A 25,822-nucleotide genomic window follows, 5' to 3' on the forward strand; every position below is an offset into this window, starting at 1 on the left:
GTGATCAGTTCCGTCGGCTCAGGCCCTGATCTCGACGACGCAAAGAGGGGTCAATTTTGGACGCCGATAGGGGGTCAGTTTTGCGTGCCGATTGACACGCCTTTAGTGCCACCGCGTTCTCCTGACGGGGGAAGAGCTCGTAGGCATCCTCAATGGTCAGGATCCGCTCCCCCGGGTCCACCATCGACAAGAGGGACCGCGCAAATGTCGTCTTGCCGGTCGAGGTCCCGCCGGAAATCAGGACGTTCATGCGCTCATCGACGCAGAGCCGCATGGCATCGACAACTTGCCCGGCCTCAGCCAGCTTCATCGCCTCCCCTGCCCTTTCTCTGCGCCTGGCGTCGAGATCAACGAGACTCCCATGCAAGAGCCGCGGTTCAATCAGCTGATCGGCAGCGACTTTGAACGGCCGGAGTGTGATGGCCATTCCGCCTTCCACGATCGGCGGTGCCACAACCTGCGCCCGGATCGCCATGTCGCCCCAGACGATCTTCCCTGAAACGGTGGGCTTTTTCTCCGAGAACTGCACGCCGACGGCGGAAGCGATGGCCTGCCCAAGGTTGTTAGACAGGACCTGACCGATGGACAGATGCGCGGCTCGCTCCATGTGGGTCGCACCCTTTCGCTCGATCCAGACCTTTCCATCCGGGTTGATCGCCACCTCAACCAGATCGTCTCTCATGAACAATGGCGCGATTGGCGTGAGATAAGTCCCGAGGAAACTCGGCCGATCATCCATCACCAGATTTCCAGATCACGGTCGACCATGACAGTGATCGCGGCGCCAGGTGCGACGGTGATGATTGGCGGCAGGCTCGTGTAGGCCTCGACCGCTGAGCCCATGGCAGTACTCAGGTCCTCGCCCATGCTCTCGGCAGTATCAGAGCTGATTTCGTCGGTGTATTTCGCGGCGGCGACGGCGGGGGCGGCTCCGAGAAGTGAAATGAGCGCAGCCGACCCGAACCGTGCACCGAACCGGGTGTTGACCTTGCCGGTGATGCCAGAGCGACCTTGGGCATCGCCACCGAAGGCTTCCATCTGCACGGACTGCCCGTCCGGTGTGACGAGCCGTGTCCAGGCCACAAGGATGCGGCCCTGACCTTGTAGAGCGTGCAGGCAATTGCGACCGGCGCGAAGATGACGAGGACGCCGATCATGATCTTCGCGGCCGAGATCACGATGATCGACACGGTCGCCATGAGGGCTGCCACAAGAAACATCAGGAGGCCCGCGAGGGCGCCGGTGATGTAGCTGCCGTTCTGGCTGATCGCCTGACCCACATCGAGGGCTTGCAGGTAAAGCGCATCCAGACCCTCGTAGAGATTGCCCGACCCATCCCCAAACGCGTTCATCACGACCGCGCCGATTTCACTCGGGGCGTTGGTCAGAACGCCATAAACCGAATTGAAGTTGGTCCAGGACGACAAGAACGCCGAAGCGACCGTGATCCGAACCATTAGGCCGAGTCCGTTGCGCAGCGTCATCGGCACGGCTTGTGCCATCAGGTTGATCCCGATCAGGGCCACCACCAGGACCGACCCGACCCGGAAGACCGGCACAATCGCGGCTGCCACAGCATCAAATGCCGTAGCGCCAACCGCTGTTGCGGCGGCATCGACTTGGGTCAGAATGTCGGCGATGATGGCCATGGATCACTTGGCCCGGCAGCTTTGCCCAAGCTCGCGAAACCGCGCCTCGGTTGCACGCCGATCTTCATCGCGGATACGTTCCAGCGCCGGACGGTCTGCATCGGTCAGTTCTGCCGTCGACTTGCCCAAGGCGGCCGTTACGAAGGCGTCGAAGCTGAAGCCGTCGAAGAGGCAAGCGCAGGAGCCTTCTTCAAGCCGCCGCGACATCCCTACGCGAAGATAGGCCTGCCGAGCCACTGCGCGGAACTTCCAATCGGTGATCCCTGCGGGCAGGTCGATCACCTCTTCGCAGGAAGGCCTGTCAGCGGCGGCAAAGATCCCCGTCCCGCGTCGCTGCATTTCGGTCAGGAGCTCCAGAGCGGCCTCCGCATCCTGCGCCACTACCGCTTCACGGGTTTCTTCGATCAGCTGAACGTCGCTTAACGATGTGAGGTCGTCCGCCGCCGCGACGTTGGCGATGCAGATGAAGGCAATAACTACCGCAACCCGGCAAGAGGCCCGCATCATTCGGCCCCTGAGTAATCGAAGAAGCTCTTTTCCTTGGCCTGTTCGGCGGCCCAGTTCACGCCTGTCTGACCTGCGGCCAGCCCCGCAGCCGCGTTCAGCCGCCACATCTGGCCCAGCATGTAGTTGGTCTCGGCGGCCATCCTTGTGTTGAGGTCGATGCTTTCCTTCAGGCCCTCCTGATTGGCGATTTCAGCCACCAAACCGTCGATCCGCGCGAGGCTTTGGGCGGCTTCCTCGTAGGAAAGCTGCGCCACGCCCATGGCCGTAGCACTCGTCGCTGCGGTGGTCGCGATGAGCTTGTCCTGCGGGTTCTCCGATGACGACAGCCCGGCCAGGGTTTCCGAGGTCAGCCCGGCCCCTTCCAGCGTGTCGCGCATATATTCGGCGGCCATCTTGTCGCCCATGGTCACATCGCCATCGAGAAGGCTGTCCAAGAGCCCATCGAAGTCTCCGATGGTCAGCGCATCCTGGAAACCGGAAAGATCGGTGATCTTGGCCGCCCGCGAGCGCAGGTCCTCCACCGAATTGTAGAGGCTCGCGATCTCGTTCAGGCCCGAGATCGACCCGAGGATGCCTTCGAGGTTGGTCAGTTGCTCGAGACCGGTCTCGACCTGTTTTTTCAACTCCTCGATCTGCGCGATCTGGTTTTCGGCATCGCGGAGTGCCGCCTGAAGCTGTTCGATGTTCTTGGCAAGGTTGGTGCCGTCGATGACGGGCACTCCCTGCGCGAAGGCTGCTGACCCGATAAGAGAAAAGCACAGCGCTGCTGTCGCGGCCGTGAGGTTACGGTGCATCCGAATACTCCCAGAATGTCGTGTATTGCAGGGCTTGCGCGGCATCCGAGAGCCCACGGGCCGCCTCGACTTTGACGGCACCCGCGCGCAGCCGCAGCGTCAGGGCCATGAGGCGCGCGCGTTCGGCGAGCATGTAGGTGTTCTGATCGACCGCCTGTTTCGGGGTCTGGGGCTTGGCCTCTTCAAGGAAGCCCTTGATCCGGGCCATGGCCGCCTCGATCTGCCCCGACTGCTGGCCGGAATAGCCGATGAAGGCTGAGGACATATTGCCCCACTCGGCACTTGCGCCCTCTACCCCCGCCAAAGTGCCTGTCACGTCCGCGCCGGTGATCACCGAGAGGTATGCGTCGTAGTAGCCCGAAATCCGGCGGACGTAGTTCTGGGTTTCCTCGAAAGGTGGGATGCCACCGTGTTTCTGAACGTTGCCGGGCCCTGCGTTATAGGCCGCGAGGGCGAAGTCGATCCGGCCGAAACTGTTGAGCTGGGTCGCGAGATAGCGTGCGCCACCGTCGAGGTTCTGCAGCGGATCGGTCGGATCGACGCCGAGATCGGCGGCGGTGCCCGGCATCAACTGGCAGAACCCCATGGCTCCAACCGGGCTGATCGCCGCGTTGGAAAACCCGCTTTCCTGCTTCACCAGCGACTGGAAAAGAATGCGCCAGGTCGTGGGCGTGAGCCCGACCTTCACGACGCCGGGGTGCGTCTCGTAGCGCGCCGCCGTGGCGATGATCATCGCCTCGACCGTCTCACCTTCCCCGAAGAGCCGCTGGCTTTCGGGGCTGGTCTCCTCAAGAGGATAGACTTCATCGGCAGGTGGAAAGGAGCCCGTCCCCATCTCGAAGCCGCTGAGGTCGGTCACGCCGGTCGTATCCGCGAGGAAACGCTCATAGGCCGCCAGTTGGTCGTCTTCGATCTCGCTGAGCTCGGAGCGTGTGCTGAGTTTCTCACCCTGCTTCACGGCGTCTTCAGCCTGTTCGGCAAGTCGCGAGATGAAGTTCGACAGCCGCGAGCCGTCGATGATTGGAACGCCTTGGGCCATGAGGCCCATGGGCACTGCAGTGCCGAGGAGAAGCCCGAGAAGGAGGGTTGCGCGACGCATGCGGTAGCTCAGTCCGTGCAAGGCGCATCGGGGGCGTTCATCGTGGAAACGACGACCGTCGTGCCGTCGCTTTGCTCGCGCGCCGAGAAGTACTTGCCCTCGGCCCGGAACTGGCCGTGGCAGGGGGAGACGGCACCGGTTTCGACGCCAGCGCAGGCGGAGAGGAGGGTGATCCCGAGAAGGGAAAGGGGGATCAGGCGGTTGCGTCGGGTCACGTCATGTCCTTCCAGAAATCAGGGGCGTCGCGCCAGCCGTAGGGGGCGCGGTCTTCGCCGGATCGGCCACCGCCGAGCACGGCGAGCGCGGGCCCAAGGGCGGCGAGGTCCATGTTCACGAAGACCGAGTCCCCGGCCGAGCGCAGTAGGGCGAGGCGCAGGCCACCCGTTGGCGTGCAGAGGAACTCGGACTCTTTCTCGTTCAGCCTCAGGATCCGGTAATCCTCGGGGTTGGCCCGCGGGTTCGGGTAGAGAAGCTGCGTCACCACGCTTTCCGCGATGATCTGGCCAACCTTGACCCGGGTCAGATGGGTCGGCGTCTGGGTCAGCATCATCACCACGGCATTCTTCTTGCGCATGGTGACGAGCCAGTCATGCAGGCGCTTCTCGAAGATCGGATCGTCGAGCATCTTCCAGGCCTCATCGATGACGATGAGGGTCGGACGGCGATCCTCGATCACCCGTTCGATGCGGCGGAAGAGATAGGCCAGAAGCGCTGAGCGCTCGGTCCCGAGGTCGAGGATCTCCGACATGTCAATGCCGACCACATCTTCGGAAAGGCTGATCTCCGAAGAGGCACCTGGGCCGAAGAGCCAGCCATGCCGCCCCCCCTGCCCCCATTCCCGGACCCGGCCCACCAGATCGCCCTCGTCGTCGGTCGATGCGACAAGGGTTGCCAGGCCATCAAAGGTCCGAAGCCGCGGGTCAGCTGTGACGATCTGACGGACGGCGGCGTTGAGGCTGACGGTTTGGGTGGTCTCGAAGGGACGCGACCCTGCAAGGATGTCACCTAGCCAATCGGTGAGCCAGGCCGCCCCGCGCTCGTCGACCTCGGTCTGGAATGGATTGAGGCCGGTCGCCTCGCCGATGCGGATCGCGGAATAGCTGCCCCCCATGGCGCGCACGGCCATCTCGAGGCCCCGGTCCTTGTCGATGACAAGGATACGGGCACGCACCCGCCGCGCCTGCGCCATAAGGAATGCCGTGCCGAGGGTTTTGCCCGACCCCGTGCGACCCAACACAAGCGTGTGGCCGGCGCTCGGCTCGGCACCCCGCTCACCCTTGTCGTGGAAATTGAAGCGGTAGAGGCTCGAGGTAACCGTTGGAAGCGCCGTGATCGTCTCGCCCCAGGGCGATTGCACCTTTGGGCGACCCTCGGTCACCCGATGCAGCGCCGCGAGATGCGCGAAGTTCTGGGCAGACAGAAGCGCGGTACGCGGGCGGTAGGCCCAGTTGCCCGGGGCTTGGGCAAACCAGGCCGCACGGGCCGCGAAGCTCTCGCGAACGAGGGTTGCCCCGCAATCCTGTCCAGCCCGCCAGACTTCGGAGGCGGCTTCCTCCAGCTGTTCCGGGGTTTCGGCCGTAACCATGACCGTCAGGTGATGTTTGCCGAAGACCTGTCGGCCCGAGGCGACATTGTCCGCCGCCTCGTACAGTTCCTGGCGCAAGGTTTCGGCGGCATCCTCAGAAGCGCGCATCTGGCGCGCCGTGCGTTTGATGCGCTCTTCGATCTCGTTGTTGCGGGCGGGCGTGAAGCTGTTGGTGATGACGATGTCGTAGGGCAGCTCCAGCGCGTCAAGCATCCGCGCCCAAGTGCGGGCTGGATAGGACTTCACACCGAAGATCGTACCAAATCGCTGCCCGGCGCCAGTTTCGATTTCCACCCGCTTCCCGGAAAACGTCATCTGCGATGACGCGACGGCCTCACTGAGAAACTGGCCGCGCATCGGCAGGACCTTGGCCATCGGCTGCCCGAGGAGGACGCCCAGGAGACCGAGCCATTCCCCGGAAGAAATGCTCAGGCGCCGGAAGCCCAAACCTTGGCAGGCGCCAGCAAGGAGCCCCATCGCTTCATTCAGGCGCTCGATCCTTTGGGCGAGGTCGCCTGTGAAGGCTGCCTTGAAGAGTGCACCAATCAGCGGCACTCGTTTCAGCGCGGTTGGGCGCAGGATGAGCGAGATCACCAGCACCCGGCGTTTCAGGGTACGGGCACGGAGATGTCCCTGCCAGCGGGCATCGACCATGGCTGCGAATGCAGCCCCGGTGCCCTCACCATCGAAGGGCTTCAACTGGGGTGTGTCCGGCAGGGTCAGTTTGGAAACATGGAACCCGAAGCCTTCGCCCAGTTGACCGATCAAGCGGGCCAGCGAGGTGGTCGCGAGCGAGAGGTCCCCCTCTTCCGTCGTGAAACTGTCCTGCCCCTCGACCACGGCAGAGGCGATCAGGTCACCCTGCCGGGTCAGGATCAGATTGTCCGCGGGTGCGGAGAGCCAAGGCAAGTGCCGGGCGAGGGTCTCGGCTGCGAGATCCTCCGGCCGCAAGACAGATCGAAGTGCCGGTGTGGCCTGGAAGAGGGATTTGAGATCAGCTGACATGGCGATCTCCGTCAAAAGCCGACTTGCCTCGCGTGCGCGGGGTCCGGGAAAAGACCACCGCGACCGTCTCGAAGAGGTTCGGGTTACGGTCTGCCACGAACCACAAGACCGGATAGCCGATGACGCCGATGAGCAGAAACCGCCAGTCGTTCGCCCCAACGAAGGGGATGACCGAACCCAGCATCAGGCTCACGAAATAGCCGATGGGCAGGCCGAAGATCTTCGGCGGCCGGGTGAGGCCGAGAAACAGGGGCGCGTCATGCATGGGGAACATCCGAGGGATCGGTCAAGCCGGGTGTGCGAGGCCACCCGGCCTGTTGCCTATCCCGCCTCAGGGGGCCGCAAAGCCGTCGATGATGGTCGCGGCCGAGAAGACCAGGACCACGCCGAAGAAGATCGCGAGGAACAGCGGCCAGTTCAGGCGGCCGGTGAACATCATGTAGCCCGCAGCCACGACGGCGAGGATGGCGATCAGCCGCCCGATTGGTCCGGTCAGTGCATCAACCACGGTCTGAAGCATGTTTTCGAGGGGATCGAGGTTCTGCGCGAGAGCGGGTTCCGCAAGGATTGCCGCGAAGGGCAGCGCCAGCAAAAGGGTGTGCAAAGCCAGGCGCGGCAAGCGCGCGCCAAAAAGATTGCGGAACATGGGAATTACTCCGAACTGAGGGTTGCGTTGGTCAGCCGCAGAACCTTGGCAACATGGCGCTCGGTTTCGGCATAAGGGGGAATGCCGCCATAGTCGCGGACCGCTTCGGGTCCGGCGTTGTAGGCGGCGAGTGCAAGATCGGCAGCGCCGAAGTCTTCAAGCTGGGCGAGGAGATAGCGGGCCGAGCCGTGCAGATTGTCTTCCGGATCGTAGGGATCGACACCGAGGAGATCGGCGGTTCCTGGCATCAACTGCCCAAGACCGATGGCACCGACGGAGGAGCGCGCATCCGGATTGAAGGCGGATTCCACGGCGATGTTGGCCCGGAAGAGCGCCAGCCATTCCGTCCCGGAAAGCCCGGCCGCTTTAAGTGCGGGATGGCGGAGATAGTCGTCGCCGACGTCGAGAACGAGGTCCTCGATCTCGGCCGTGCCGCGCGGGCCCCTGCCCTTCGGGGGCGTGCCGTAGGACGCGAGGACGACAAGATTTTCGTCACCGACGTCGGTCTCAGCATTATCCGTCGGCTGAGCACGATTGAGATCGACGCGCTTGGGAAGCTCCTTCCCAAAATCGAGAACGCTGGCCCGAACCCGCAGGTCCTCAGCTCCGGCCCCAAGATCGATGACTTCTGCGACTGCACCTTGTCCGGCAACAAACCAAAGCGCCAGCCCGCCGCAGAGGGTCAGATCACGAGTTAGGGTCCGCCTCCGCATCATGGGTCCAGGTCGCCTTCTCGCCCTTCTTCAAAGGAACGGGGACCGTAGTCAGACCCAACTCGACCGCGAAGGAGATGAGACCGGTGACAGTCTTGAACTCCCGGGGTTCGAGCCCGCGCGAGATCACCAGAAGGGCTGTCTGGTCGCCAAGGCGCAACTGGATGCGCCAAGTGCCTTGCCAGACATTGAGAACCTTCTTTGCGTCCTCGACACAGAGGGCTTCGACGATGCCGCCTTCGGTCAGGGCCTCCTTCAGTCCGGCCTGCAAGATCACCGGGGTCAAGTTCCTCATGGGTTGGCACCTTCCGAAGCAACACGCTCACGGCAGAACATAGTGCATGTCGCGCTGATGAGAAACATGTCGTCGCGCAACGTGACGGCACCACTAGCGGTAGAATCCTATTGCGTCAATAGCGGTGTTTTGCAATTCATGCACATGTTTTGAAGTTCAGGACCGTGCATGCCACATCTCGCCTCCCGACGCACTTGTCTCCTGGTCGCCGCCATGCTGACGAAACCAGTCGGCGGGGTCGCTCAGGCGGCGACGGCACTCGACTGCCTGCCACCGATCCCGCCTGCTCCGGTGACCGATGCCGCCACGCGGGCCGAGTACAGCACGGAGATCCGGCAAGAGTTCACGACCTACTTCGATGAGGCGCAGGCCTATCTGCGCTGTCTCGACGCTGCACGAGGCGAAGTGTCCGAAGAGATCAACCGCGCGATCCGCGACTACCAGTCCCTCGGCCCGGAGCCTGACGGCTGATCGCGCAAGATCAAGTCTCCCTGCCCCTCCCCTCCCGGCTCTTAAACAAGGAAACCAGCAATGAACTTCATGCGCGCTGCAGCCGCCGTCGCAGCGACTACCGTCTCAGTTTCGCTTGCGGCACCCGCTCCCGCCTACCCCGTCGATTGCGCGATCCTTCTCTGCCTCGCTGGTGGCTGGCCGGCCTCGGCGGAATGCGCCCATGCCCGCGCCGTCTTCATCGCCCGGATCACGCCCTGGCCGGTCGAGCCACCGTTGCAGATCTGGAACTGCCCGATGCGGGCGTCGATCCAACGCGATAAGGCCCCGATGGAGCGGCTGCTCGAGATCGCGCTGCGTGGCGAGGGTGGGCCGTGGCGCCAGTCTCAGGTCGAGAACACCAGCGAGCTCTATCTGGCCCAAGACCGGGCGGACGTCGACATTTCTGATCCGGCATATGACTTCGTGCGCTCGATCCATGTGTTCCAGATCGAGTATCGGCGGCACCGCAATAGGGACGGTGACTGCAACACCTGGTCGACAATCCGCGAGGGCACTTACGGCGAGCAGGGTGACTTCGCTTGGGCGCGTTCTACGCCCGCCCGGGTTCCGTCCGCATCTGCGTTCCGACCGGGGACAAGCTGTTCCGATTACTGGTTCCGAGGCGTCTTCGTCGACTGGACCGACTACGAGGGCACCTACGGCTTCGAGGAGGTGCGCTACTGATGACCTGACCTTCCAGCCTCTCCGACACGATCGAAAGACTGAGACCCCCATAAACAGAAACGACGCCAGACCATAGGCCCGACGCCGCACTGATTTCCTCGTGGTGGTGGGAATCTAGCGCGAGCTTTGGGTCCGTTCAACCGGCAAATGCTTTTGCCGGAACGAAATTTTGCACGCCTCGCGGTCTGGTGTCGCCCCTTAAAGGAACGACACGACATGGAACTCACGACCGGTGCCATCCTGCGCCGCATCACCGAAACCCCGCTCTCCACGGCGGCGCACAAGCTCGCGACGATCATCCTCGACGGGATCGCCTGGAAGGATGGCTACAACGGGCTGGAGCGCGGAACGGCCGCGTTCACGCTGGCGCATCTCGCAGAGAAGATGGGGGTGTCACGACAGCATCTTACGGCGCTCCTGGTCGAGCTCGCAGCCTCCGGTTTGGCGTTGGTCCGGTGGAAGCCGAATGGCAAGTTTGCGCCGTGGCTCTTCCGGTTCGGGGGGCAGGACGATGCCAATGCGCCGCCAGATGTCGTGTCAGCCTCAGGCGACACTTCACAATCTAGAGAGTCTAAGAACAAAACTATCTTTGTCGGGAGGATTGAGATCGGTGAACTATCCAACGTCTACCGGACGCCTTGGGCGGATCCAATCAAGGCCGCGAAAACAACGCTTGCATGTTGGAACGTCGACACGCAGGTCATCTGGGATCGGTTCCTTGCTTTCAACCGGTCGCGGGGGAATGTGGCAGTGCCAGCGGGGTATCTGTTGGGTTTCATGCGGAGGTGGCGGACCTGCATGTCACCTGGCAGAGCGGAGCCTACGCCTCAGCGATCCGTTGATCCTATGGTGCAAAGGCTTGCTGACCAGATCAGAGCTGCACCGAGTTCCAACAGGCAGTTCCATGCATCGGATCTCTACAAGCTGATCGGTCAAGCCGCCTACGATGCCCGTGTCATCGAGGTTGTCCGAGAATTTGGATGTCCGAAGTTCGCCGCAATCCTCGCGGTACATGGACGGGCCGTTTTGGCTGGGGAAATTTCACGATGAGGGCAGCGCGCGATGCAATGCACAAGGATCTGCGACAAGAACAGATTTGTGCCCTCATTGTGAGGTAAGCGGTAGAACGTTTCAAGCGGGGCCTCTTCGACGATCTCGTCCTTGTCCATGAAGATCACGCGGTCAACCACCTAGCGGACAAATCCCATTTTGTCCGTTACGCAGGTCATCGTCATTCTCTCACTGGACGAACCCGAAATCATGCCCAGCACTTCGGCGATCATTTCAAACTCGGAGTCCCGCTCACGCTGGAAGAAAGTCGGGGGCAGCGTCAGAACCAGCATCATGTTGGCGGCCAATGCGCCGAGCACAGACCGAAGCATGTACCCGGGGTGGATCTCAGAAAAAGACGCGCCTGAGAGGGGGGTAAGGAAATGATTGGTTCAAAGCAACCGCTACGATGTAGGCGCAGTCGCACGGCCAACATTGCCCGATCCAAGCGTTACCGTTTCCGAAGTCCTGACCCTACTTCCAAACTCATCATCATGCCAGACCAGCTTCCCTTCAACGAACGAAGCTCTAACTTTTACCTTGTGGAGATCACGGGTTGCTATGTCGAATGGATTACGATCAAGCACAATAATATCGGCAAGGTACCCAGCAGCAATTCTGCCGAGTTCGTACCCCTTTCCAAGGATTTCTGCGGGTCTGGACGTGAATATATCGATGGCGTCGGCAAGTTCGATCGACTGCATCTTGCCAAAGCTTTCGACGCTTCCACCCGGTGCCTCGCGGGTAAGCATGGTTTCAATTGCAGGCCAAGGATTCGGATCACTTACGACGGGCCAGTCGGAGCCGGCGACGATCATGGCTCCAGCGTCGATTATCTCTCGAAATGGCCATATCCGATGAATTCTATCTTCTCCGACCGCGCTGCGAATGTCATCATTGATTGGGCAAGGCCCCCACAAATAGGGCGAAAGTTCAAACACCGCGTTGATGTTGCGGGCGCGATGAATATCATCAAATGCAACGAATGTGCTGTGCCCGATCTCATGAAGAGAGCCAGCGTGGCCATTGGCCTTGCGTGCATGCTCAATCGCGTCAAGGCCCATGCGAACCGCCCTGTCTCCGACTGAATGGTACTTGACGACAATGCCCTGCGCATCAAACTTTGCGACCGCATCGTTAAGCGTTTCGGGGTCCTGAAGAAGAAGCCCGAAACGTGCTGCAGCGTCGGAGCGGTCCTTCATTTCCGAAACATATGGCTCCAACATTGCAGCGGTGTGCCCGTCAGTAGGAACGCCATCGAGATGGATTTTCACGCAATTCAGGTCAAGAAGTGGATGCGCAAACCTTGTCCGTGTTGCGATTGACTCGTTCTTTTCGGGGTCATTTGGCTCCCAGATAAGAAAGATGCGTGTGCGCTGATGGAGTTGACCCGCGGCAATTACATCACGATAGGCGCAAAGTTCAGCCTCTGTACCGGCAACCATACCGATTGATGCTTCGGTGCAAGAGGTCACACCAACAGAAAGAAGTTCCTGATGCGCTACTCGGACCGCTTCGCAGAGTTCACTTTGTGATGGCTTCGGCTGGAAGGCCAAGACGAGCTCTATCGCCCTTTCGCGTAACACACCAGTCGGGCTACCGTCTGCCCGTCGCTCAATGATCCCTTGGGCTGGATCCGGAGTTGCAGCAGTTATTCCAGCGATTGCGAGTGCGGCAGTGTTTGCGAGCGCAGAGTGACCGCTCGTATCGTTCAGTAGTGCCGGAACGTCGCCGGTGATGTCATCGATGTCGCTGCGGTCGGGAACTTTGCCTAAAGTAGCCGCGTCCCACTGGCCCCCTGTCAGCCATCGTCCCTCAGACAGGCTGCTCAAGCTGCTTGATACGGCGGCCCGAAACCCGACCATGTCGGAACCCTGCGGGATCTGGCACTCTCTCTTGCGTATACCGGCAAGCAACGGGTGAACGTGCATGTCGTTGAAGCCCGGCAAGACAGGGTCACCACAGAGGTCAATGATCTGCGTATCCGGCCCAGTCGAAGAAAGAACTTCATCATTTGTTCCGGTCTGTAGAATTCGACCTTCAAGACATGCGATGGCGTCTACCCACCCACTGCCAGTGTAGAATTGCCCATTACATATGATGAGATCAGGATGCCGAGTTGAAGTCACGTTCGCTACCGGTTGGGTTGTTCGCTGTGTAAACATATCTCGCCAAAAAGAGGAAATCTTCTCCTTTTTTGGACTGGTTTGCCGTGAAGAAAATTCATCACGGAGTCTGACGTGAGACCACCAGATGGATCGATTGTGACCTGCCACTGGACTTTCATCCAGCCGCGACCGGAGCCCTGTGGTCATTTACGCCTTTCGGCGCGGGTTGAGCAATCGCCCGGCGCGCGGAACTTTCATCGCGTGCAGCGGGACGGGCGATTGCGGTGGTCAGGTGCAGGGCGAAACCTGCGGGGGTCTGGTAGCCGAGGGCCGAATGGGGCCTCGCGGTGTTGTAGTCGGTGACCCAGTCGGTGATCAGATCACGGGCATGGGCCAGGCTGCGGAACAAAGTCTCGTTCAGATGGCGTAATCGGGACTTCGCTCCCGGTTCTGCCGGTGCTTTCCTTTCCGGCAGCGATTGTAGCCAGGGAGGACGGAAGATGGCTGGGCTTTATGCTGGGTTGGACGTGTCGCTGGAACTGACCAGCGTTTGTGTCGTTGATGAAGAGGGTCGGATGGTCAGAGAGGCCAAGGTGGCTTCGGAACCGGATGCGATCACTCGCGAGCTGCGCTCGGCTCCGGGCGACTATTTTCGGGTTGGCCTAGAAGCTGGGCCGCTTTCGCAATGGCTGTGTTTCGGGCTCAAGGATGCCGGTCTGCCGGTGGTGTGCATCGAGGCGCGCCATGCAAAGGCCGCGATGGTTGCGATGAACCGGAACAAGAATGACCGCAACGACGCTCGATCACTCGCCCAGTTGGTTCGCTCTGGCTGGTTCAAGGCTGTCCATGTGAAGTCACGTCCCAGCCAGGAGCTGCGCACACTGCTGACCGCGCGCGAGTTCTACGTCAACAAGCTGAGGGACCACGAGAACGAGATCCGAGGCCTTTTGCGCCCTTTCGGCCTGAAGGTTGGTAAGGTTGGAGCGCGAGACTTCGAGGCGCGGGCCCGCGAACTAGTTGCCGGCAACCCACTCCTCGAACTGTGCATCCACACGCTGTTGGCCGGACGGATGGCGATGAAGATGGCTCTCGCCGATCTGCATCGAGCCCTGCTGCGCCTAACCGAGAATGACGAGCTTTGCCGACGATTCATGACCATCCCCGGCGTCGGACCGGTGACCGCGCTGGCATTCAAGGCGACGGTCGATGATCCAGCCCGATTCCGAAGGTCGAATGACGTCGGGGCCCATCTTGGGCTGACGCCCCGCCAGTATCAGTCCGGCGAGACGGATGTGCGCGGCCGCATATCCCGTTCGGGCGACGCCTTCACGCGAACGGCACTCTTCACGGCCGCCCATGTGATGCTGACCCGGTCACGGCAATGGACGGCGATCCGGGCATGGGGAGTGCGTATCGCACAGCGCAGTAATCTGAAGAAGGCCAAGATCGCCGTGGCGAGGAAACTGGCCGTGATCATGCACCGTATGTGGCGCGACGAAACACCCTTCCGTTGGGGCGCTGCTGCATGACCTGATCCAACACCGACCGGGGCGCGTTCAAAAAACCCGGTCACAACTGGCTCCCGTCAGGGACGGGGATGAGGCGAAGGCCGCACGAGTGTCTGGGCTGCAAATGCGCGCAAATCCGCAAGCCCGCCGTTTAGCATGGTCCGCCTCACCTTCGACCACCATTATGCGGCGCGCCTACATGCCGACCGCGGACAGAAGCATGACCCCAGACGGAGCATGGGAAGTGACCGATCAAGCTTGACAGCCACGTCCCGATTACAGAAGGAACTCGTCCCGCATCCGGCCGTTGAAACTCTCCACAAAGCCGTTCTGCATCGGCTTGCCCGGCGCGATGTAGTGCCATTCGACTTTGTTCTCGGCGCACCACTTCAGGATCGCGTTCGAAGTCAGTTCGGTGCCGTTGTCCGACACGATCATCCCGGGCTTGCCGCGCCGTTCGATCAGCGCTGTCAACTCCCGGGCCACACGGCGGCCCGAAATCGAGGTGTCGGGGATCGCGGCGAGGCATTCGCGGGTGACATCGTCCACCACGTTCAGCACCCGGAAGCGCCGCCCGCAGGCAAACTGGTCATGCACGAAATCGAGCGACCAACGGGCATTGGCCCGCGCCTCTACAAGGATCGGCGCCCGCATCCCAATAGCTTTGCGGCGCGCTTTGCGTTTGCGAACCGTTAACCCTTCTTCGCTGTAGAGCCGGTAGATGCGGTTGATCCCTGAAGGTTCCCCTTCACGGCGCAAAAGCACAAACAGCCGTCGGTAGCCGAACCTGCGCCGCTCATTGGCCAGATCCCGCAACCGCCCCCGCAGCGCCGTGTCAGGTGCGCGCCGCGACTGGTAGCGGATGGTCTTCCGGTCTGCCCCGGCAATCTGGCACGCCCGCCGCTCCGACAGCCCGAACTGGGCCTGCAGATGCGCGACTGCTTCGCGCTTCACGACGGGCGTCACCATTTTTTTGACAGCAGATCCTTCATTGCCGCCAGGTCCAGCATCTGCTCGGCAAGCAGACGCTTCAGCTTGGCGTTCTCATCCTCCAGCGTCTTCAACCATTTGGCCTCCGAAACCGTCATCCCGGAATACTTCGCCTTCCAGGCATAAAACGTGCCTTCCGACATCCCGTGCTTGCGACAGAGATCGGCACACTTCGCGCCAGCCTCATGCTCCTGCAGGATGCCCATGATCTGCTCTTCGCTCCGTATCGTTCGCTTCATCATCCGTCCCTTCCTTGCGGCGGACTCTAGTCGCAGATGGAGGAAAAATCCGGTGGCAGGTCAATTGAGCTATTGGTTTTCCGCGTAACTTGCCGTTGGCCGGGAGGCCATTTATCTGTGCGCCCAACTTTGACAGAAGGGGAAGAAGGCTAAAATAGAATGTTGCCATGACAGGTTACTCAAGACTGCGTTACGCACACAGCGTTCTCGATGTGCCCCAGATGCTACCAAGTTGCGGAGATGTCTGAATGCACAACTACTGTCACTGATTTATTGCGCCTCATCGTGTTGCACGCATCCGCCACTCGCGTCATTATCAAGTCCGCTTCATCTGCGTTGGAAGTATGACCAGACCATAGGAGTGCAGCTATCTCTTCGATCTGGATAATCCGACCTTGACTGAAAATTACGGACATCATTGCCCCCCAAAGCTCGCAGCGACCGTCCCGGTAATCAATTCTTACAACGTGATGATCATCCAATCCAATTTCCGTTCTTCTGACGGAAAGAAACGCATATCTTAGAGTTGCGGCTTGTCTGCAGATATCTGAGAAGTGGCGCCAAGCCAAGTCTCTCGAAAGCAGTTCACCATTCAAAAGGGTGCGGTAGCTGAAATGCATCCATGTATCAAAGGTCGCCCGCCCAGTCGAACGCTCAAATAGGTGCCGAGTAAAAGATGCAAGCCAATCTAGCGCATCGACGTCGTCATCAAAAGGCAGGGCATCACTTCGCTCCTCAATTGGCAATATATCCACCATCCACCGCGAGGATTATCCCGGTAACATAGGCACTCTGTGCCGATGCAAGGAAAAGGAAGGGACCAACGATATCTTCAACTCGCCCGTAGCGACCAAGAGCAGTTCTGTCGAGATAGGTAGCCTTCGCTGCTGCCACATCTCTATAGGGAGCAGTCATTGGCGTTTCAATTCGTCCTGGCGCAAGGGCATTTACTCTCACTCCGGTTTTCCCAAATTCGAGAGCAAGGGACTTTGTCAAACCCGCAATTGCATGCTTGCTGGCGGCATATGCGCTGCCACATCTTGATCCGAGAACTGACGCGGTAGATGCAAGATTAATTACCCTCCCACGGCGTTCTATGATCTGATCCGTGAAGGCCCGTATTACATTCTTCGACCCATCAACATTCACCGAGAATACTTGACGCCACGTGTCGTCGTAGTCGTCATCCCCTATGGTTGAATGGCTGAGCAGGCCAGCGGCATTAACAATGATCGAGACCGCGCCATGGGTTTTTGACACCTCCCTGGCAAGGGATCTGCACGCCTCACTATCGGTAACATCCAATGCTACGCGAATATCGAAATCGGCCGCTATTGGCTTAATGTCTGCCGCGATGACGCTAGCACCTTCACTCCTTGCGGCGTAGGCGAGTGCTTCACCTATACCGCTGCCGGCGCCTGTGATCAGACAGACTTCATTTCGGAGAATACCCAGGGCATTATTCCTTCAGTTTGCAAGATATCCGCCATCAACTACAATGGTACACCCTGTTACATAGGCGGAAAGATCAGACGCAAGAAATACTGATGCGCCAACAAGATCTTCTGGCTTCCCAAAGCGACCCATAGGAATTCGAGACAGCAGTCGATCGCGTCGGACTGGCTCATTTCGTGAAGTGATCGTCATGTCCGTTTCAATTACACCAGGAGCTATTGCATTCACACGAATACCATCGGCTGCAAGCTCGCAAGCAAGCGCCTTACTCAACATCTCAGCGCCAGCTTTCGATGTTGAATAACCGATCGAACCAGGCGACGCGTTGAAGGCTGCGATTGAAGTCACGTTGATTACTGTGCCCTTTCGTCGGCGGAGACCATCGAGCCAGGCAAGGGTAGTGTTTCGAATTCCTTCTAGATTCACACGGATTGCTCGATTCCAGTGATCGTCGCGATCGACGGCATCAAACGAATGCCGTGGCCGAATTCCAGCATTGTTCACTAAAATGTCCAGATCTCCGTGGTCAATTGACACCTTTGCTGCTGCAAGGCGGCAAGCGTCTGGGTCACTGACATCTAGAACAACGGCCGAACAGTGCCTGCCCTCATTCCTCATCATCGTCAGTTGCTCCTCCAGCGCCCTTTCATCGAGGTCTGCGAGGATTACTTTGGCGCCGTGGTCACACAGTCCTTTGGCAATGGCTGCTCCATTGCCTCGCGCAGCTCCGGTAACTAGGGCGCATTTTTGATTAAGGAGATCGGTTCTTGTCATGATCAGAAAGTTTCACTCTGATTAGGCGTGTGAGGCAGACTGAAGCATGCGCCGCCGCTTGCGCTGCATGCTCTGCATGAGCAGGAAGAGGAGTGTTGAGAAGATCATCATGATCGTCGCGACGGCGGTAAGCTCAGGTGAAATTGTCTCGCGCAGACCGGAGTACATTTCACGTGGCAGTGTTCGTTGGTCTGGTCCCGCGACAAAGAGCGCGATCACCACGTCATCAAAAGATGCTGCAAAAGCGAACAATGCTCCGGAAGCCATCGCTGATGAAATTGAGGGAAGCGTAACCCGAAAGAATGCCGTTAGAGGGCGCGCTCCGCACGCCGCAGCAGCACGACCCAGATTGTGATCGAGCTGTTCGATTGCAGTCAGTACGGGAATGACCACAAAAGGCACAGCAATGACAATATGCGCGATGATCATCCCGGTCATGGTGTTGGTGAGCTGGAGGGGCGCAAGGAATAGGTAGAGTGCGACGGCAACCAACACGATCGGAACTATCATGGGCGAAAGGATAAGGATGCGAAGCGCCGAAGAGATTGGGCCTTGGCGGCGCGCCAAACCAAAAGAGGCGAGAGTGCCGAGCAGCACAGCGAAAAATGTGGCTGCAAGCCCGATCTTCATCGAGTTTACAAAGGCAAGATACCATTTCGGTGAGGTAAGGACGCTTTCATACCAGCGCAGGGAAAGCCCGGGCAATGGGTAACTCAGAATGCTGTTGGATGAAAACGAGAGAGGGATGACCGCCAGAATAGGAGCAATAAGGAAAACAAGGACTGCAAGACAAACAAGGCCGAAGAGCATGCGCCAGATATTCATTCTTTTTCACCCAAGCGAGATTGTTCGGCCGCCGGAGAGGCGCTGCGCTACGAGGTAGAGCACGGATGTTACGATCAGAAGGATCAGGCCAAGTGCCGAAGCCAAACCCCAGTTCCCTGTGCCGGTCGTGTAATTCGCCACGAAGGCAGAGAGCATTTGGTCTGCAGGTCCACCAACGAGTGCGGGTGTGACATAGTAGCCAACGGAGAGAATGAAGACCATGATACAGCCCGCAGCGATCCCAGGGAGAGCCAACGGAAGGTAGACGCGGAAGAACGCGGTGACAGGCCGGGCACCCAGACTTGAAGCAGCGCGCATATAGCCTTTGGGGATCCCTTTCAGTGTACTGTAGAGAGGCAGGATCATGAAGGGCAACAGCACATGCGTCATCGCAACCACCACGCCTGTTCTGTTGAATATCATGGTGAGTGGTTCCGAAATAAGGCCCAACGATATCAAGGCAGAATTGATGATCCCCTCCTTCTGAAGAAGGACGATCCAGGCTGTTGTCCGAACAAGCAGAGACGTCCAGAACGGCAGCATCACCAAGATCAGAATGGCATCTGCCACGCGCTCACTGCTGGTCGTCAGAAGGACCGCGACTGGGAAACCGAGAAACAGGCAGGTGAACATCACCAGCGCTGAGATCTCAAGTGTTCGCCATAACACTGCAAGGTAAACACGGTTTTCCGAGGGGACCTGTGCGATCGCTCCGTCGAGCTTCCGCTGCAAGTCAACCGAGGCGAGCAGGTAGTGGTCCGAAATTGTTGCACCAGCACGCTTCATGACAGCGAAAAGATCAGGCGACGTCAGGATCGGGTCAACCGACGCGAAGAACTGCTCATCAAAGACAGTCCCCTCGGCGGCCCTGCGAACTTGACGCGACGCCTTAGAAAGAGCTGACCGTGCTCCGGTCAGTTCATAGTTTATGCGCCGTGCGGCATCGGCCATGGACCCGCTATCTGCGGCCTCCACCATGTCCTGCGCAAGAGCAGGATAGACCTCCGGCGGTATGGCCTCACCAATTTGCCAATTGGTGAGGACCTCAAGCGATCTTGGCAGAGCTCGAGGTACCTCCGTCTCGCGGACAGCAAAAGAGAGGAACCAGACCATGGGCACTACAAAGAAAATCAGCAGAAATCCTGTCAGTGGAGCCAAAAGCAGGCTTCTGTTCTTCATGGCCATGGTCTGCCCCCAATTTTAGTTGTTGCCGGCCCAGGCGGCCCAGCGTTCGTTCAGGTCGTCGAAGTTGTCGATCCAGAATTCGGGATCGTCAGGGATCGCGACCTCGAAGTTCGCGGGGTTCGAAGGCAGATCTCCCATGAACTTCGCGTCAATGAGCGAAACCGAGTCCTTGTTGGTCGGGCCGGAGCGGTTCAGAGGCACAATGGCTGCCTGAGCGTCTGCTCGCGTTGCGAACTCGATTAGCTTGTGGCTCTCCTCCGGGAATGGCGTTCCCTTCATGATGACCCAGCTGTCCATTGTATAGATAGAGTCTTGCCAGACGATCCCGAAGTTGGTGCCGTCATTTTCGTTCGAGGCCGTGATGCGCGAGTTGAAAGTCGTGCTCATCACAACGTCGCCTGCCGCAAGCATCTGGGTCGGTTGTGCGCCGGACTTCCAGAAGAGCAGATCGTCCTTGATCGAGTCAAACTTCGCGAAGGCGCGATCAACGCCCTCTGGAGTCGAGAGAACTTCATAGAGCTGGTCCTCTGGGACACCATCTGCCAGCAGAGCAATCTCGAGATTCCACTTTGGGCCATTGCGGACCGAGCGCTTGCCTGGGAACTTTTGGGTGTCGAAGAAGTCCGCCCAGCTTTCGGGCTTCGGGCCATCTTTCGAGGCATCATAAGCCAGCACGACGTTGTAGATCACAGCGCCAACGCCGCATTCATGGGTGGTACCGGGAAGAAAGCGATCCGCCCCTCCGACCTTGTCGAGATCGATCTTCTCGAAAAGCCCTTCTTCGCACCCGATGGCCAGTTCTTCGGCCTCAACCTGCACAACATCCCAAGTGTTGTTGCCGCTGCGAATGCGGGTGCGAATATTGCCGATGCCACCCTCCCAATATTCATCGACAAGGGCGATGCCGCTTTCAGCGGTGAATGGGCCGAACATGAACTTCCGTTGAGCATCCTGGTACTCGCCACCCCAGGACACGACGGTAAGGTCGCGGGCCCAGGCAGTTGTAGGCGCAGCGCCCATAGCAACTGAGATCGCCAGAGCACTTGCGGCGATCCAACTTGTTTTCGACATCTTCATTCCTCCTGTTGGTATGTCAGATGCCTGGCTCAAGAACCCAGGCATCCTTCTGGTCGAAGCCGACAGTTACGTTCATCCCGATTTGCAGGCCGGCCGGGACTTGTCCGGGTTGACACTTCGCCATCCAATTTGGCGAAGGAGTTCCAAGATCGGGCGCCAGTTGAATTCGCCAATGGTCACCCTGGTGAATGATGTCGATGATCCTCGCCACCAAGGTGCTGTCACGCTTCACATTCTCTGTCTCTGTAGACAAAATGAGAGCCTCTGGTCGGACGCAGAGGATTCCTGACCGACCGGACCCCAACTTTCCTGGGTGCGCTCGGCCATGAAGACTTGTGTGGCCACATCGCAGTGTCGCAGAGTTGCCATCCTCTGATATCTGGGCAACATCTCCATCAGCACGATTGTTGTCGCCTATGAACCCCGCGACGAAGGCATTTTCCGGAGCATCGTAAAGCGACGAGGGCTTACCAAGTTGCGCGATACGGCCACGGTTGAAGACCGTGATGCGATCCGAGAGGGTCATCGCCTCTGACTGGTCGTGCGTGACGAAGACCATGGTCACGCCCAGTTCCCTATGAAGGCGACGAATCTCCAGTTGCAACTCCTCGCGGAGGTTCTTGTCGAGAGCTGAGAGAGGTTCGTCCATCAAGACGAGCCGCGGCTCGAATACCAGGGCCCGAGCGAGAGCAACCCGCTGCTGCTCACCTCCGGATAGCTGGACCGGCCGTCGGTCCGCATGCCGCTCAAGCCGGACCTTTGACAGTGCGGCCGAAACACGAGTACGGATTTCCGCACGCGGGGTTTTTCGCATTTCGAGTGGGAACGCGACGTTCTGGGCCACAGTCATGTGTGGAAAGAGCGAATAGCTCTGAAAAACCACACCCATGTTTCGCGCGTAGGCAGGAAGCGTTTCGATATGCCGACCCTCAAACAGGATCGCACCCGACGTCGGCTGTTCAAACCCTGCGAGCATCATCAGGGTTGTTGTCTTTCCAGATCCGGATGGCCCGAGAAGAGTCATGAACTCTCCCGCGTCTATGGTCAGATCAAGGTTTTCGACTGCGACCACAGGATTGACAGTGCCATAGGCCTTCCTGATCCCTTGAAAGGTGATGAAGCTCATCGGATCAACCTCCCAAAGCGCCTTGCGCCTTTAATGACGCGAGGGTTTCGTCCAAGGCGGAACGCGTGATCGATATGATCTCATCGATATCATCCTCCGTCGAAATCAGAGGAGGCGAGAAGGCGATGATGTCTCCGGGGATGTTGCGTACGATCAGCCCACGTGCCATGGCATTGCGCAGGACCTGAGCCCCTACACCGAGGGCCGCCGGAAATGGCTTGCGCTCCTTGGGGCTAGCGGCCAGCTCCAAAGCACCAATCATCCCGATGCCCCTTGCTTCTCCAACAAGAGGGTGTTGACCAAGCTCTCTTAGCCGTGCTTGCAGATGAGCACCAACACGGGCCGCGTTAGCAATGACGCCGTCTTCCCGGTAAATCCGAAGGGTTTCCAAAGCAACTGCGGCAGAAACTGGATGACCTGTGTAGGTGTATCCGTGCCCAAAGTAGCCCATCCGATCGCTGCCTTCTTTCAGGGCTGCGCAGATATCCTCAGACAGATAAAGGGCGGAAATGGGCGCATAGGCGGCTGAGAGCATCTTTGCGACAGTGATGATGTCCGGCTGGAGGCCAAATACCTGCGTCCCAAAAGGCTCCCCCAACCTTCCAAAGCCTGAAATCACCTCATCAGCGATGAAGAGGATGTCGTTCTCCTTTAGAAGCTGTTGAAGGCGCGGATAGTAGTCTTTCGGCGGGATGATCACACCACCACCACCGGTCACGGGTTCAGCGATGAATGCGGCGATGGTTTCAGCGCCTTCGCGTTGGATCACAGAGCGGACTTCTTCAATCAGGCGATCTGTAAACTGCGCTTCACTTTCACCCGGCAGGGCTCCGCTGTAATAATGCGGCGCTGAAACACGCAGTACCCCCCCGATCGGGAGGTCAAAAATGGCCTTGCCTCCCTCCAGCCCCGAAAGGGCGGAAGCAACTGCGGTAGTGCCGTGATACGCCCGCTCTCGGGCGATGAATTTCTTCTTCTGAGGCTTGCCACGCACGTTGTTCACATAGTGAACAATCTTCCACGCTGCATCATTTGATTCAGAGCCGGAGTTTGCAAAGAGAACTCGGCCCATCGGCACGGGGGCCCAGGCCATCAACTCCGCGGCCAACTCGGCCACGATTGCCGGGGCTCGGTTGTTGAAGGAATGATAGTACGCAAGCTCGCGCATCTGGCGGTAGGCGGCATCAGCCAAGCGAGCTTCCGAAAAGCCCAGACCAGCACACCAGAGACCGGACATCGCTTCGATGTACGGCTTTCCGGACTCGTCATAGACGCGGATGCCGTCCCCACGCGTAAAGACCAAGGGACCCTCGGCCTCGATCTGACGAAGGTTCGAGTAAGGATGCAGGTGATAGGCTGCATCGAGTTCGTTAGCTCGGCTTCGGTTCTTCAAGTCGATCTCTTTCGTTCTGTTGCTTGCGCTCAACTCTTTGACAGCTTCGGCAGGCCGTCAGATGGATCGGCTGCACACTTCTGAGCCAGTAACGCTCTCGGCAAGTTGAAAGTTATTCAACCTGTCTGTCGATTGATAACGAAAAAAAGTGAAGCGACCGCTGTCGGAGAATTCATCTTGATCGCACTTGCAGGTGTCGGAACAGGAACGCTGTGGCGCGAAAAAAAGTCGTTACGAGTGCATATCAGCATGAACTAAGGTCAACACGAACGCATTTCAGGTGTGCGAGCGAACAGCCTGGAGCAAGGATGAACCGTGATTTCCCTAATATTCCTCTGTGACGGCCCTAAGGATACATCGGCGGCGGTCGACAAAATCAAATCCGATCAAAGTGTACGTCATGCTGTCCTCAATAGTGTCTTCAGCTCTCGCGCCCTGACACCGATGGACGCTGGTGACATCCCTGCGCATGCATTGCTTCAGCTTTGGGTAGAGGCGGGCGAGGATCCGCTTAGGCGAGCGAGTGAAGCCCTCGGGCTTCGCCGTGGCTACGAGGTTCGTCGGCATATCTTCCTTCCACCGCCCTCAGAACCTGTCGCTCTGAAGCGGATGTCGATGCTTGAGAAGGCATCTGGACTGCCACAAGATCAATTTCGCGAAGTCTGGTTTTCGCAACATGGGCCGAGGGTGGCTGCGCAGGCAGGTGCCTTGCTTGGCTACTGTCAAAATCACGTGGTTCGTCGCTCTCTCAGTGCGCCGCATTGCGATGGGATGACCGAACTCTGGTTTGCGGATGAGGCGTCCATGTTTGAAGTCCTACCACCAAGTCCTATCGGCTCTGACGCCCCTACGGCTCATGCAGGCACTTTCATCGACCGCATCACAACCTTTCTCGTCCAAGAAGAGCGCCTAAAATGACTGATTCTGAGAAGACTTGTGACGTGCTCGTCGTTGGATCTGGCGCAGGGGGCTTGTCTGCAGCGATTTCGGCGCGTCTGGCCGGTGCCCAGGTCATCGTGGCAGAGAAAGAACCCGTGTTTGGAGGGACCACGGCGAGGTCTGGTGGTTGGTGCTGGATACCTCTTTCGCCGCAGGCCATTGCCGCAGGCGTCGACGATAGTGAGGAGGAAGTTCTCACCTATCTTCGGCAAGAACTGGGCGAAAAACTTGACGAAAGAAAGGTGCGCGCCTTTTTGAAGGCCGGGCCAGAGATGCTTGCGCTCTATGAAAAGCGAACATCGGTTCGACTAGAGTTGGGAACTGCCTTTCCCGACTATCATCCCGAGGCTCCAGGTGGACGAACAGGGGGGCGGGCACTCTCTACTCCTGCCATGGATGCGCGTGAAATGGGTTCATTACTTCCCTCTCTCGCCCCCCCGTTGCGGGCCTTGATGCTGGCCGGGATGAGTATCGGTTCCGGGACGGAGCTTCGCCATTTCATCCGGGCGACGCGCTCACCACGCTCGGCGTGGTTTGTTGCCAAGCGCCTTTTGGCCCATGGTGCCGATCTATTGCGCTATGGGAGAGGGATGCGCCTCGTGAACGGCAACGCGCTTGCGGCGCGCCTCGGAAAAAGTGCAACCGATCTTGGGGCTGAACTTTGGCTTTCTTCTCCGGTCGAAGAGCTGATTGTCGAGGGCGAGCGTGTCGTTGGTGCGATTATCAGCCGCGGCGGCAAGAAGGTGACGGTCCACGCACGGAAGGGCATTGTGCTGGCTGCCGGTGGCTTTCCTCATGATCTTGAACGAAGGGCAAATTTGTATGCCCACGCAGCAGAAAGCGGCGAACACTTTCCCTTGGCACCTGAAAGTAACGTCGGCGACGGTCTTCGCCTCGCGGAATCGGTCGGCGTAGTTGTTGGAACTGATCTCCCGCAGAATGCAGCTTGGGCGCCCGTCTCGTATGGTCATTGGCCAGATGGAAAAGCTGTCACCTATCCGCATTTCGTCGATCGCGGGAAACCGGGGATCATTGCAGTCACTGCGGACGGTCGGCGCTTTGTGAACGAGGCGTCTTCATACCACGACTTCGTTTCAGGCTGGCTTGGAAAGCTTGAAGGAAAGCAACTGCCCGATGCGTGGTTCATCGCGGATGCGCGCGCCATATCCCGTTATGGCCTTGGCCTTGCCAAGCCATTTCCATTTCCCAAGCAGCATTGGCTGCGCAGCGGCTATCTCATCAAGGGGCGCAGTCTGCAGGAACTGGCCCAAAAGGCTGGCATCAGCCCAGCTGGCTTGACTGAAACCGTCCGACGCTACAACGGCTTTGCCGCCGCAGGTCAGGATCCGGAATTCGGTCGCGGATCTTCTGCATACAATCGCTTCCAAGGCGACGCGGACCATCGTCCAAATGCGTCTTTGGCGCCGCTTGACAGGGCCCCGTATTATGCGGTTCGCATCCGGCCCGGGGATATCGGGACCTTTGAAGGCATCCCAACCGACGCCCAGTCAAGGGTCCTCAACTCTGCTGGCCAAGTAATACCAAGGCTCTATGCCGCCGGCAACGACATGCGTGCCCTCATGGGGGGGTACTATCCGGGCGGCGGCATTACGTTGGGCCCGGCACTTGTCTTCGGCTTCATCGCGGGTCGCGATGCTGCAATGCGCAACACATGAGAACTAGC

27 protein-coding genes and 3 pseudogenes are annotated in these 25,822 nt (G+C 59.1%); 6 read left to right on the forward strand and 24 right to left on the reverse strand.

The window, feature by feature from the left end:
* Window positions 1-4: 4 nt before the first annotated feature.
* The 12 genes and pseudogenes from C0V75_RS20335 to C0V75_RS20390 form a co-directional block, all read right to left on the reverse strand.
* Window positions 5-739 carry an ATPase, T2SS/T4P/T4SS family gene (locus C0V75_RS20335; RefSeq protein ID WP_101922824.1) on the reverse strand — a complete coding sequence of 245 codons (735 nt, stop codon included), beginning with the start codon at window positions 737-739 and terminating at the stop codon, window positions 5-7.
* Window positions 739-1,083, reverse strand: a complete 345-nt coding sequence (locus tag C0V75_RS23780) for a TrbI/VirB10 family protein (protein ID WP_158241900.1) — start codon at window positions 1,081-1,083, stop codon at window positions 739-741. Before C0V75_RS23780 ends, C0V75_RS20335 begins: the two co-directional genes overlap by 1 nt.
* A 29-nt stretch (window positions 1,084-1,112) precedes the next feature.
* Window positions 1,113-1,649, reverse strand: a pseudogene (locus tag C0V75_RS24010) (type IV secretion system protein); the annotation flags it as partial.
* Between the two features lie 3 nt (window positions 1,650-1,652).
* Complete coding sequence (locus C0V75_RS20350; protein WP_101922827.1) at window positions 1,653-2,156, reverse strand: hypothetical protein; 504 nt, start codon at window positions 2,154-2,156, stop codon at window positions 1,653-1,655.
* Window positions 2,153-2,950 carry a type IV secretion system protein gene (locus tag C0V75_RS20355; protein ID WP_158241901.1) on the reverse strand — a complete coding sequence of 266 codons (798 nt, stop codon included), beginning with the start codon at window positions 2,948-2,950 and terminating at the stop codon, window positions 2,153-2,155. The genes C0V75_RS20350 and C0V75_RS20355 overlap by 4 nt, the downstream gene beginning before the upstream one ends.
* Complete coding sequence (locus tag C0V75_RS20360) at window positions 2,940-4,049, reverse strand: lytic transglycosylase domain-containing protein (RefSeq protein WP_101922829.1); 1,110 nt, start codon at window positions 4,047-4,049, stop codon at window positions 2,940-2,942. The genes C0V75_RS20355 and C0V75_RS20360 overlap by 11 nt, the downstream gene beginning before the upstream one ends.
* Window positions 4,050-4,057: 8 nt before the next feature.
* Window positions 4,058-4,264 carry a hypothetical protein gene (locus C0V75_RS20365; protein WP_101922830.1) on the reverse strand — a complete coding sequence of 69 codons (207 nt, stop codon included), beginning with the start codon at window positions 4,262-4,264 and terminating at the stop codon, window positions 4,058-4,060.
* On the reverse strand, window positions 4,261-6,639 hold the full coding sequence (locus C0V75_RS20370; RefSeq protein ID WP_101922831.1) for a type IV secretion system protein B4: 2,379 nt from the start codon (window positions 6,637-6,639) through the stop codon (window positions 4,261-4,263). The genes C0V75_RS20365 and C0V75_RS20370 overlap by 4 nt, the downstream gene beginning before the upstream one ends.
* Complete coding sequence (locus C0V75_RS20375) at window positions 6,629-6,904, reverse strand: type IV secretion system protein VirB3 (RefSeq protein ID WP_101922892.1); 276 nt, start codon at window positions 6,902-6,904, stop codon at window positions 6,629-6,631. The genes C0V75_RS20370 and C0V75_RS20375 overlap by 11 nt, the downstream gene beginning before the upstream one ends.
* Before the next feature lie 66 nt (window positions 6,905-6,970).
* Entirely contained in the window at window positions 6,971-7,285 is a 315-nt protein-coding gene (locus tag C0V75_RS20380; RefSeq protein ID WP_101922832.1) for a TrbC/VirB2 family protein, read from the reverse strand.
* Between the two features lie 5 nt (window positions 7,286-7,290).
* Complete coding sequence (locus C0V75_RS20385; protein ID WP_254216543.1) at window positions 7,291-8,001, reverse strand: lytic transglycosylase domain-containing protein; 711 nt, start codon at window positions 7,999-8,001, stop codon at window positions 7,291-7,293.
* Window positions 7,973-8,293, reverse strand: coding sequence for a hypothetical protein (locus C0V75_RS20390; protein ID WP_101922833.1), 321 nt, complete (start codon window positions 8,291-8,293; stop codon window positions 7,973-7,975). Before C0V75_RS20390 ends, C0V75_RS20385 begins: the two co-directional genes overlap by 29 nt.
* Window positions 8,294-8,506: 213 nt before the next feature.
* On the opposite strand from C0V75_RS20390, the gene C0V75_RS20395 reads away from it, so the two are divergent.
* The 3 genes from C0V75_RS20395 to C0V75_RS20405 all read left to right on the forward strand — a co-directional run bounded on the left by C0V75_RS20395 (window position 8,507) and on the right by C0V75_RS20405 (window position 10,519).
* Window positions 8,507-8,764 (forward strand): hypothetical protein, encoded by a 258-nt coding sequence (locus tag C0V75_RS20395; RefSeq protein WP_143710474.1) that lies wholly within the window; start codon window positions 8,507-8,509, stop codon window positions 8,762-8,764.
* 60 nt (window positions 8,765-8,824) lie between these two features.
* Entirely contained in the window at window positions 8,825-9,469 is a 645-nt protein-coding gene (locus tag C0V75_RS20400; RefSeq protein ID WP_101922835.1) for a hypothetical protein, read from the forward strand.
* Between the two features lie 216 nt (window positions 9,470-9,685).
* Window positions 9,686-10,519 carry a hypothetical protein gene (locus tag C0V75_RS20405; protein WP_101922836.1) on the forward strand — a complete coding sequence of 278 codons (834 nt, stop codon included), beginning with the start codon at window positions 9,686-9,688 and terminating at the stop codon, window positions 10,517-10,519.
* A gap of 140 nt (window positions 10,520-10,659) precedes the next feature.
* Here C0V75_RS20405 and C0V75_RS23085 read toward each other — a convergent pair whose 3' ends face one another.
* The 3 genes and pseudogenes from C0V75_RS23085 to C0V75_RS20420 form a co-directional block, all read right to left on the reverse strand.
* Complete coding sequence (locus C0V75_RS23085) at window positions 10,660-10,815, reverse strand: hypothetical protein (RefSeq protein ID WP_158241902.1); 156 nt, start codon at window positions 10,813-10,815, stop codon at window positions 10,660-10,662.
* A 108-nt stretch (window positions 10,816-10,923) separates the two neighbouring features.
* Window positions 10,924-12,834 (reverse strand): amidohydrolase, encoded by a 1,911-nt coding sequence (locus C0V75_RS20415; RefSeq protein ID WP_101922838.1) that lies wholly within the window; start codon window positions 12,832-12,834, stop codon window positions 10,924-10,926.
* A pseudogene (locus tag C0V75_RS20420) lies at window positions 12,803-13,048 on the reverse strand (transposase); the annotation flags it as partial. The pseudogene C0V75_RS20420 and the gene C0V75_RS20415, both read right to left, overlap by 32 nt.
* A gap of 79 nt (window positions 13,049-13,127) precedes the next feature.
* Here C0V75_RS20420 and C0V75_RS20425 point away from each other — a divergent pair.
* Window positions 13,128-14,156, forward strand: a complete 1,029-nt coding sequence (locus tag C0V75_RS20425) for an IS110 family transposase (protein WP_101922839.1) — start codon at window positions 13,128-13,130, stop codon at window positions 14,154-14,156.
* Between the two features lie 261 nt (window positions 14,157-14,417).
* Here C0V75_RS20425 and C0V75_RS20430 read toward each other — a convergent pair.
* From C0V75_RS20430 to C0V75_RS20465, 9 genes and pseudogenes are all read right to left on the reverse strand, one after another.
* Window positions 14,418-15,364, reverse strand: a pseudogene (locus C0V75_RS20430) (IS3 family transposase); the annotation flags it as partial.
* A 224-nt stretch (window positions 15,365-15,588) separates the two neighbouring features.
* Window positions 15,589-16,122 carry a hypothetical protein gene (locus tag C0V75_RS22825; RefSeq protein WP_143710475.1) on the reverse strand — a complete coding sequence of 178 codons (534 nt, stop codon included), beginning with the start codon at window positions 16,120-16,122 and terminating at the stop codon, window positions 15,589-15,591.
* Entirely contained in the window at window positions 16,100-16,819 is a 720-nt protein-coding gene (locus C0V75_RS20435) for an SDR family NAD(P)-dependent oxidoreductase (protein ID WP_101922840.1), read from the reverse strand. Before C0V75_RS20435 ends, C0V75_RS22825 begins: the two co-directional genes overlap by 23 nt.
* A 12-nt stretch (window positions 16,820-16,831) precedes the next feature.
* The gene (locus C0V75_RS20440) at window positions 16,832-17,593 is read right to left on the reverse strand and encodes an SDR family NAD(P)-dependent oxidoreductase (protein WP_101922841.1); all 762 of its coding nucleotides are present in this window, start codon (window positions 17,591-17,593) and stop codon (window positions 16,832-16,834) included.
* A 21-nt stretch (window positions 17,594-17,614) separates the two neighbouring features.
* Window positions 17,615-18,418 (reverse strand): ABC transporter permease, encoded by an 804-nt coding sequence (locus C0V75_RS20445; RefSeq protein ID WP_173861112.1) that lies wholly within the window; start codon window positions 18,416-18,418, stop codon window positions 17,615-17,617.
* Window positions 18,419-18,424: 6 nt separating this feature from the next.
* Window positions 18,425-19,603, reverse strand: coding sequence for an ABC transporter permease (locus tag C0V75_RS20450; RefSeq protein WP_101922842.1), 1,179 nt, complete (start codon window positions 19,601-19,603; stop codon window positions 18,425-18,427).
* 15 nt (window positions 19,604-19,618) lie between these two features.
* Window positions 19,619-20,680, reverse strand: coding sequence for an ABC transporter substrate-binding protein (locus C0V75_RS20455; protein ID WP_101922843.1), 1,062 nt, complete (start codon window positions 20,678-20,680; stop codon window positions 19,619-19,621).
* Between the two features lie 16 nt (window positions 20,681-20,696).
* Complete coding sequence (locus C0V75_RS20460) at window positions 20,697-21,806, reverse strand: ABC transporter ATP-binding protein (protein WP_101922844.1); 1,110 nt, start codon at window positions 21,804-21,806, stop codon at window positions 20,697-20,699.
* A gap of 4 nt (window positions 21,807-21,810) precedes the next feature.
* Entirely contained in the window at window positions 21,811-23,232 is a 1,422-nt protein-coding gene (locus C0V75_RS20465; protein ID WP_254216544.1) for an aminotransferase, read from the reverse strand.
* A 576-nt stretch (window positions 23,233-23,808) separates the two neighbouring features.
* On the opposite strand from C0V75_RS20465, the gene C0V75_RS20470 reads away from it, so the two are divergent.
* Together C0V75_RS20470 and C0V75_RS20475 are read left to right on the forward strand one after the other, a co-directional pair.
* Window positions 23,809-24,117: an EthD domain-containing protein gene (locus C0V75_RS20470; protein WP_158241903.1), complete on the forward strand. Its 309-nt coding sequence runs from the start codon at window positions 23,809-23,811 to the stop codon at window positions 24,115-24,117.
* Window positions 24,114-25,814, forward strand: coding sequence for an FAD-dependent oxidoreductase (locus C0V75_RS20475; RefSeq protein WP_101922847.1), 1,701 nt, complete (start codon window positions 24,114-24,116; stop codon window positions 25,812-25,814). Before C0V75_RS20470 ends, C0V75_RS20475 begins: the two co-directional genes overlap by 4 nt.
* Window positions 25,815-25,822 lie beyond the last annotated feature (8 nt).

The organism is Tabrizicola sp. TH137, from assembly GCF_002855575.1.
GTDB lineage: Bacteria > Pseudomonadota > Alphaproteobacteria > Rhodobacterales > Rhodobacteraceae > Paragemmobacter.